Origin of the sequence: Mycobacterium sp. (genome assembly GCF_049278535.1) — a bacterium.
Classification (GTDB): Bacteria; Actinomycetota; Actinomycetes; order Mycobacteriales; family Mycobacteriaceae; genus Mycobacterium.
In genome coordinates this window covers 1-7,339 of the sequence record NZ_JBAPMI010000143.1, presented here as the reverse complement: position 1 = coordinate 7,339, position 7,339 = coordinate 1, and the positions used below count along the sequence as shown (strand labels likewise).

Annotated in this window: 6 protein-coding genes; all 6 read left to right on the top strand. The window is 63.9% G+C overall.

The features are described from left to right. Nucleotides 1-35 precede the first annotated feature (35 nt). A complete protein-coding gene (gene fadD5, locus WAO18_RS09210; RefSeq protein ID WP_422205748.1) occupies nt 36-1,679 on the top strand; it encodes a fatty-acid--CoA ligase FadD5 in 1,644 nt (547 codons plus the stop codon). 314 nt (nt 1,680-1,993) lie between these two features. After that, complete coding sequence (locus WAO18_RS09205; RefSeq protein WP_422205746.1) at nt 1,994-2,710, top strand: MlaE family ABC transporter permease; 717 nt, start codon at nt 1,994-1,996, stop codon at nt 2,708-2,710. 1 nt (nt 2,711) lies between these two features. Further along, entirely contained in the window at nt 2,712-3,581 is an 870-nt protein-coding gene (locus WAO18_RS09200; protein ID WP_422205744.1) for an ABC transporter permease, read from the top strand. Between the two features lie 6 nt (nt 3,582-3,587). Further along, entirely contained in the window at nt 3,588-4,898 is a 1,311-nt protein-coding gene (locus tag WAO18_RS09195) for an MCE family protein (RefSeq protein WP_422205742.1), read from the top strand. After that, a complete protein-coding gene (locus WAO18_RS09190; protein ID WP_422205740.1) occupies nt 4,895-5,935 on the top strand; it encodes a virulence factor Mce family protein in 1,041 nt (346 codons plus the stop codon). Before WAO18_RS09195 ends, WAO18_RS09190 begins: the two co-directional genes overlap by 4 nt. Then, a partial coding sequence (locus tag WAO18_RS09185) for an MCE family protein (RefSeq protein ID WP_422205738.1) occupies nt 5,932-7,339 on the top strand: 1,408 nt, incomplete at its 3' end. The genes WAO18_RS09190 and WAO18_RS09185, both read left to right, overlap by 4 nt.

Here is a 7,339-nt window from a genome sequence, read left to right as displayed (position 1 = left end):
GCACATGGCTTAGCAACGAGAAGGGGAGCGACCAGTTGACCGCGCAGTTGACCGGCCACGGAGCTCACGGGACGGACGCCGACGGAGCCTTTTTAGAGCAGCCGTATTTGGCGCGCCGACAGAACTGGGTCAATCAACTCGAACGGCACGCATTGATGCAGCCGGGCGCTCCCGCATTGCGATTTCTGGGCAACACCGTCACCTGGTCGGAGCTTCGCCGCCGGGTGGCTGCGCTGGCCGGCAGCCTGAGCCGCCGAGGGGTTGGCTTTGGCGACCGGGTGATGATCTTGATGCTGAACCGGACCGAGTTCGTCGAGTCGGTGCTGGCGGCCAACATGATCGGCGCCATTGCCGTGCCGGTCAACTTCCGACTCACGCCGCCGGAGATCGCTTTCCTGGTCGAGGACTGCGAGGCCCGGGTGGTGATCACCGAGCCGGTGCTTGCGCCGGTTGCGGCCGGCGTCCGCGGCATCACCTCCGTGCTGAGCACGATTGTGGTCGCCGGCGACTCGGCCGACGAGGGCCTGCTGGCATACGAGGACTTGCTGAACGAGCCGGGCGATCCGGCCCGGCCGGCGGACGTACCGAACGATTCACCGGCTCTGATCATGTACACCTCGGGCACCACCGGCCGGCCCAAGGGTGCGGTGCTGACCCACACCAACCTGTCCTGTCAGACGACGGCCAACCTCTACACGCACGGCTTCGCCGCCGATGACATCGGCTTCATCGGAGTCCCGTTTTTCCATATTGCCGGAATAGGCAACCTATTAACCGGAATGCTGATGGGTCTGCCCACGGTGATTCATCCGCTCGGCGCATTCGATCCCGGACATCTGCTCGATGTCCTCGCCGCCGAAAAGGTCACCGGGATTTTCCTGGTCCCCGCTCAGTGGCAGGCGGTATGTAGTGCGCAGCAGGCGAATCCACGCGACGTGAAGCTGCGAGTGATCTCTTGGGGGGCCGCGCCGGCGTCGGATACGCTGCTGCGCCAGATGTCGGAAACCTTCCCCGGGTCGCAGATTCTGGCCGCCTTCGGTCAAACCGAGATGTCGCCGGTCACATGCATGTTGCTCGGCGAGGACGCGATCAGGAAGCTCGGTTCGGTCGGCAAGGTGATTCCGACCGTGGCGGCCCGCGTGGTCGACGAGGACATGAACGATGTGCCTATCGGGGAGGTCGGTGAAATCGTCTACCGCGCACCCACATTGATGAGCGGCTACTGGAACAACCCGGAAGCGACCGCCGAGGCGTTCCACGGCGGCTGGTTCCACTCCGGTGACCTGGTCCGCATGGACGACGAAGGCTACGTGTGGGTGGTCGACCGGAAGAAGGACATGATCATCTCCGGCGGAGAGAACATCTACTGCGCGGAGGTGGAGAACGTCCTCGCCAGTCATCCGGAGATCGTGGAGGTCGCCGTCATCGGTCGTCCGCACGAGAAATGGGGCGAAGTGCCGATCGCGATCGCGTCGGTAACGGAAAGTGGCCTGCGTATCGAGGATCTCGGCGAGTTTCTCAACGAGCGGCTCGCGCGCTACAAGCACCCTAAGGGCCTGGAGATCGTCGACGCACTGCCCCGCAACCCAGCGGGCAAGGTGTTGAAGACCGAATTACGGACCCGCTACGCGGCTTCGCCTGAGGCTCAAAGCTCCTCAGCGTCAACGGATCCAACGTAGGACAGCGGAAGCTGACATAACAATGAACCCGCAGGTCAAATTGACGAAAGGCTAATAACGCCGATGCCATGCAAGCCCACGATCCCATCGGGTACAGTCCTGTGGTCCGCCTTACTACCAACCGGTAGGGAGACGGAGATCACACACCTAGGGTCGGGGCAAGGAGGAGCGGTGCGAGACATTTCGCCGCTCCCCCGCGAGGCCCAGGGTCGCGCTGGAAGGGGGTGCCAGTGACCACGACGCAGCCACGTGTCACCGATTACCTTCGGGATCAGCTCGGCCCACCGCTGGTCCTTGTCGGTGGCTTCTTCCGGATGTGTGTGCTTACCGGAAAAGCGTTGTTCCGCACTCCATTTCAGTGGAAAGAATTCATCCTGCAGTGCTGGTTCATCCTGCGGGTGGCACTCCTGCCGACGATGGCGGTGTCGGTGCCGGTGACGGCGCTTTTCATCTTTACGTTCAACATCCTGCTGATCCAGGTCGGCGCCGCTGACATCTCGGGCGCAGGAGCGGGGATCGCCGTGATCACCCAGATCGGTCCGATCAACACCGTGCTGGTGATCGCCGGGGCGGTCTCGACAGCCATTTGTGCAGACCTCGGTGCGCGCACCATCCGCGAGGAGATCGACGCGATGGAAGTGCTTGGCATCGACCCGATCCACCGGCTGGTGGTTCCCCGGGTGCTGGCCTGTGCCCTGTGCGGGATGCTGCTCAACGCTCTGGTCAGCATGGTCGGCCTGGTGGGCGGTTTCCTGTTCGGCGTCTACATGCAGCACGTCTCCGCTGGGGCTTATCTGGCCACGCTGACCCTCGTCACCGGCCTGCCCGAGGTCGTCATCGCAACGATCAAAGCGCTGGCTTTCGGGCTCATCGCCGGGCTGGTCGGTTGCTACCGCGGGCTGACGGTGAGTGGTGGCTCCAAGGGGCTGGGCACCGCGGTCAACGAAACCGTGGTGCTGTGCGTGGTCGCGCTGTTCGCGGTGAACGTCGTGCTGACCACCATCGGTGTTCGATTCGGAACGGGTTTCTGATATGTCAACGGTTCAGGTATTGCGCGGCCGCTTCCCACGGGCGTCCGCCACACTCAGCAAGTACGGCGAGTCCGCGACCCGACCGCTCGACGAGGCCGGCAAGATCGGCTGGTTCGCGATCACCGGCGTCCGCGACATGGTGTGGGCGCTCACCCGCTACCGCAAAGAAATCCTGCGCCTGATCGCCGAAGTCGGCATGGGCACCGGCGCGATGGCCGTCATCGGTGGCACCGCCGTGATCATCGGTTTCGTCACGATGTCGGCCGGTTCGCTGGTCGCGATCCAGGGTCTGGCGTCGTTGGGCCACATCGGTATTGAGACCCTGCTCGGGTTCGTCGCTGCGTTCATCAACGTCCGCCTGGTCGCCCCCATCGTCACCGGCATCGCGCTGGCCGCCACCGTCGGCGCCGGCGCCACCGCCGAACTCGGCGCCATGCGGATCAGCGAGGAGATCGACGCGCTGGAAGTGATGGGCGTCAAGTCGACGGCCTACCTGGTGTCGACCCGGATGCTGGCCGGACTTGTCGTGATCATCCCGCTCTACTCCGTCGGCCTGATCCTGTCGTTCCTCTCGCCGCAGATCGTCACGACCTTTTTGTACGGGCAGACTTCGGGTACCTACGAGCACTATTTCCGAACGTTCCTGCGACCCGACGACGTGTTCTGGTCGTTCGTAGAGGTGATCATCATCGCCGCGGTGGTGATGCTGTCGCACTGCTATTACGGTTACAACGCCAGCGGCGGCCCGGTCGGTGTGGGCGAGGCGGTCGGCCGCTCGATGCGCTTCTCGCTGGTTGCGAATCCCGTAGTGATCCTGTGTGCCGAGATGGCGCTCTACGGCGTCAATCCGAACTTCAACTTCACGGTGTAGGCGGCCATGACGAGTCCACGAGGGAAGATCAACAAAGCGCCGTTCCAGCCCTATCGGGTGGCCGGTGTCGTTGTCTTCCTGATTTTCGCCCTCGTGCTGTGGTTGGTCTTCCTGCAGTACAAGGGTGACTTCACCGACAAGACGAAGCTGACCATGCTGTCCGACCGGGCCGGTCTGGTGATGGATCCCGGTTCGAAGGTCACCTATAACGGCGTGCAGATCGGCCGGGTGGACAAGATCGACCAGGTCGAACGGGACGGCAAGTCTGCGGTCAAGTTCGTCTTAGACGTCTACCCGAAGTATATGCATCTGATACCGGCCAACGTGGAGGCGCGGATCGTGGCCACCACCGTGTTCGGTGAGAAGTACGTGTCGATGACCGCGCCGGAACACCCAGTGCCACAGCGGATTACGCCGTCAAACGTGATCGACGCCCGGTCGGTGACGACGGAAATAAACACGCTGTTCCAGACCATCACGTCGATCGCGGAGAAGGTGGACCCGGTCAAGGTCAACCTCACCTTGAGTGCGGCGGCGCAGGCGTTGAGCGGCCTGGGCGACAAATTCGGTCAGTCGATCATCAACGGCAGTGCAGCGCTGGACGAAGTCAATCCGCGGATGCCGATCATCCGGCACGACATTCAGCAGCTGGCGGTGCTGGGCGACACCTACGCGAACGCGTCTCCCGATCTGTTCGATTTCTTGAACAACGCGTCGACGACGGCACACACGGTGCACGCGCAGGAGAAGGATCTGGATCGGGCCCTGCTGGCGGCTGCCGGCTTCGGCGCGACCGGCGCCGAAATCTTCAACAAGGGCGGGCCGTATCTGGCGCGGGGTGCCAAGGACCTGGTGCCGTCGGCACAGCTGCTGGACACTTACAGCCCGGAGCTGTTCTGCTCCGTCCGCAACCTGCACGATGGTGAACCGAAGGTCGCGGCGTTCGCCGGTGGCGCCAACGGCTATTCGCTACGGTCCGAGACCGAAATATTCTCCGGACTGGGGCTGGCCCTGGGCCTGCCCGGGCTCGGCATCACCCTCGCGACCGGAGGGCTGGCAGCCCTGGCCGGAGTGGTCGGTGGAGCGCCGAACCCGTACGTCTATCCGGATAACCTGCCGCGGGTGAACGGGCACGGTGGGCCGGGCGGCGCGCCGGGGTGCTGGCAGACCATCACCCGTGAGCTGTGGCCCGCACCCACGCTGGTCATGGACACCGGTAACAGCCTCGCTCCGTACAACCATGTCGACACCGGCTCGCCGTACGCCGTTGAGTACGTGTGGGGCCGCCAAATGGGGGACCAAACGATCAACCCATGAAAATTACCGGAACCCTTGTCAGGCTCGGCATCGCCGCTACGGTGTTGCTGCTCTTCACCGCGCTCATCGTGGTGGTCTTCGGTCAGATGCGCTTCGACCGGACCTCTAGCTACTCCGCGGAGTTCAACAACGTCAGCGGGCTGCGGTCCGGCCAGTTCGTCCGGGCATCCGGTGTGGAGATCGGCAAGGTCAAGGACATCAAGCTGGTCGAGGGCGGCCACCGGGTGCGGGTCGATTTCGACGTCGACCACTCAGTCCCGCTGTACCAGTCCACCACCGCGCAGGTGCGTTACCTCAACCTGATCGGTGACCGGTACCTCGAGCTCAAACGCGGCGACGGTGAGGGTTCTGATCGGGTGCTTCCGGCCAACGGATACATCCCGCTGGCGCACACCTCACCGGCGCTGGATCTGGACGCGTTGATCGGTGGGTTCAAGCCATTGTTCCGGGCTCTCGACCCGGAGAAGGTCAACAACATCGCGACCGCGATCATCACCGTCTTCCAGGGTCAGGGCGGCACCATCAACGACATCCTCGACCAGACCGCGCAACTGACCTCGCGTATCGCCGAGCGCGACGAGGCGATCGGCGAGGTAGTCAAGAACCTCAACATCGTGTTGGACACCACGGTCAAGCACCGCAAGGACTTTGACGAGACCGTCGACAACTTCGAGAAGTTGATCAGCGGTCTGAACGACCATGCCGAGCCGTTCGCGGCCGGCATCGCGAATATCAGCAACGGCGCGGGAACGGTGGCCGACTTGCTCGCCGACAACCGGACGCTGCTGCACAAGACGCTGAACTACCTCGAGCCGATTCAGCAGGGCATTGTCGACCAAAAAGACCTGTACGACGACCAGCTCAAGCGCACACCGGTCGGGATGAACATCGTGGGTAATGCCACCGGTAACTACGGCGACTGGGTCAACTTCTACTTGTGTGACCTCACGCTGAAGACCAACGGACTCCAGGCCGGCGGCCCGGTTCGCACGGTCCGAATCTGGTCGCAGCCGACGGGTAGGTGCACGCCGCAATGAGAACGCTGGAACCCGCCAACCGGAAGCGGATCGGCCTGATGGGCCTGATCGTGACGGTTCTGGTCGTGCTTGTCGGGCAGACCATCACAAGCGTGCCCATGCTGGTCGCCCAGCCCGTTTACTACGGCCAATTCACCGACAGCGGCCAGTTGAACAACGGCGACAAGGTGCGGATCGCCGGTGTGGACGTCGGTAAAGTCGAGGGCATTGAGCTTGCCGGCGACCACGTGGTGATGAGATTCTCGACCGGCAGCCAAACCATCGGCACCGAGAGCCGGCTGGCGATCAAGACCGACACCATCCTGGGTAAGAAGGTGCTCGAGATCGAGCCGCTCGGCACCCAGACGTTGCGGCCCAATGGCATGTTGGCCCTGGGTCAGAGCACCACTCCCTACCAGATTTACGACGCGTTCTTCGACGTCACCAAGGCCGCGGCCGGCTGGAACATCGACACCGTCAAGCAGTCGCTGAATGTGTTGTCGCAGACCATCGATCAGACCTACCCGCATCTGAGCGCGGCGCTGGACGGGGTGGCGAAGTTCTCCGACACCATCGGCAAGCGCGACGAGCAGATCACCCATCTGCTCGCGCAGGCCAACCAGATCGCCAGCATCCTGGGCGACCGGAGCCAGCAGGTCGACCGGCTGTTCGTCAACTCCAACAACCTGCTGGCCGCGTTCAACGAGCGGAGCCGGGCGATCAGCGCGCTGCTGAGCAATGTGTCGGCTTTCTCGGCGCAAGTGGAGAACCTGATCAACGACAACCCGAACCTGAACCACGTGCTGGAGCAGCTGCGCACGGTCAGCGATTTGTTGGACAAGCGCAAGGACGATCTGGCGTCAATCCTCAAGATCATCGGCAAGACTGTTACCGGCCTCAACGAAACGGTGGCGTCCGGGCCGTACTTCAAGGTCCAGCTGACCAACCTGCTGCCGCCCTGGATCCTGCAGCCGTGGGTGGACGCCGCGTTCAAGAAGCGTGGAATCGACCCCGAGGACTTCTGGCGCAGTGCCGGTCTGCCGGCGGCCAAGTTCCCCGACCCGAACGGCACCCGGTTCCCGAACGGTGCCCCGCCCCCGGCGCCTCAGTTGCTGGAGGGCACCGCGGATCACCCAGGTCCGGCCGTCCCGCCTGGAACGCCGTGCTCGTACGCGCCGCCGCCGGAATTGCTGCCGCGGCCGGGCAACCCGATGCCGTGTGCGGGCGTCAACCAGCAACAGGGTCCGTTCGGTCCCAATGGGCCGTACCCGGCATCGCCCGATATCGCGTCGTCGGCGCCGAACCCCAACGGGCTTCCCCCGACCCCCGGAATTCCGATCGCCGGGCGGCCGGGCCAGGTCCAACCCGACCTGCCGGGCACACCCGTGCCGATCGCACCGGGACCCCCCGGGGGTCGCACCGAGC

Bases quoted from the DNA above. Each gene is read 5' to 3' on its own strand.
- WAO18_RS09190 (WP_422205740.1), top strand. From the start codon at position 4,895: ATGAAAATTACCGGAACCCTTGTCAGGCTCGGCATCGCCGCTACGGTG.
- WAO18_RS09205 (WP_422205746.1), top strand. From the start codon at position 1,994: ATGTGTGTGCTTACCGGAAAAGCGTTGTTCCGCACTCCATTTCAGTGG.
- WAO18_RS09200 (WP_422205744.1), top strand. From the start codon at position 2,712: ATGTCAACGGTTCAGGTATTGCGCGGCCGCTTCCCACGGGCGTCCGCC.
- WAO18_RS09195 (WP_422205742.1), top strand. From the start codon at position 3,588: ATGACGAGTCCACGAGGGAAGATCAACAAAGCGCCGTTCCAGCCCTAT.